Annotated in this window: 2 protein-coding genes; both read left to right on the top strand. The window is 43.2% G+C overall.

What is annotated here, in order from left to right; translation table 11 throughout:
* On the top strand, positions 1–550 hold a 550-nt coding region (locus R7E47_RS25335; protein WP_411913455.1), incomplete at its 5' end, for a ComEC/Rec2 family competence protein.
* Positions 551–581: 31 nt separating this feature from the next.
* Positions 582–1,036 (top strand): ABC transporter transmembrane domain-containing protein (locus R7E47_RS25340; protein WP_318085574.1); only part of this gene is annotated, 455 nt, incomplete at its 3' end.

A 1,036-nucleotide genomic window follows, 5' to 3' on the forward strand; every position in this document is an offset into this window, starting at 1 on the left:
GTACTTTTCACCTAAACACAAACTAAGCAGCCAGAGCTTTTTACATTATCAGCCTTGCATCGCTGGTGAAAAATGGAAGTGGCAAGGATTGAACATGGAGGTACTTTGGCCTCCTAAACCTGTAGTACGTGCATACAACCCCCACTCTTGTGTCATCAGTCTGGAAGACCCTAGTACAGGTTTTAAAATGTTGTTTACTGGTGATATCGAAGCCATCAGCGAATGGATACTGCTTCGAGAGCCAGAAAAGCTGCGCAGTGATGTAATGCTAGTGCCGCATCATGGAAGCAAAACCTCTTCTAACCCTAAGTTTATCAATGTTGTTGAGCCTAGCTTGGCTATTGCTTCAACGGCAAAACTAAACCAGTGGGGAATGCCCGCACCTGAAGTCGTTCAAGCCTATACCGACAGTGGTGTTAGTTGGTTAGACACTGGAAGTGATGGCCAAATAACAATCTTACTTGATGGCAATAACTGGCGTTTTGAAAGTAAACGTCGTGAGACAATTGAGCCTTGGTATAGGCAGATGCTGCGTAACCGAGTAGAATAAGAGTCTTACTGTAAGAAAATAAAGCACTTCTATGTCGATAAATACTGATGAAACGACTTGGCAGACGTTTAAACGTCTTTGGCAATTTATCCGCCTTTACAAGTCTGGCCTTATCGTTGCCGTCATTGCATTAGTGATTAATGCTATCTCTGATACTTATATGATTTCCCTACTAAAACCGCTTCTCGATGAAGGTTTTGGTAACGCGGATTCTGATTTTCTACGTACACTTCCTTTAATTATATTTGTCATGATGTTCATTCGTGGCACGAGTGGTTTTGTCTCCACGTATTGTTTGAGTTGGGTCTCTGGCAATGTGGTGATGCTAGTACGACGCATGGTGTTTAATCACTTTATGCACATGCCTGTATCGTACTTTGACAAAGAAAAAACGGGTAACTTGCTTTCTCGAATCACTTACGATTCAGAGCAAGTCTCTGCGGCGACGAGCCAAGCGTTAGTGAGCATCGTACGTGAAGGCGCAAG

Source organism: Vibrio sp. Vb1026 (assembly GCF_033338745.1).
Classification (GTDB): domain Bacteria; phylum Pseudomonadota; class Gammaproteobacteria; order Enterobacterales; family Vibrionaceae; genus Vibrio; species Vibrio alginolyticus.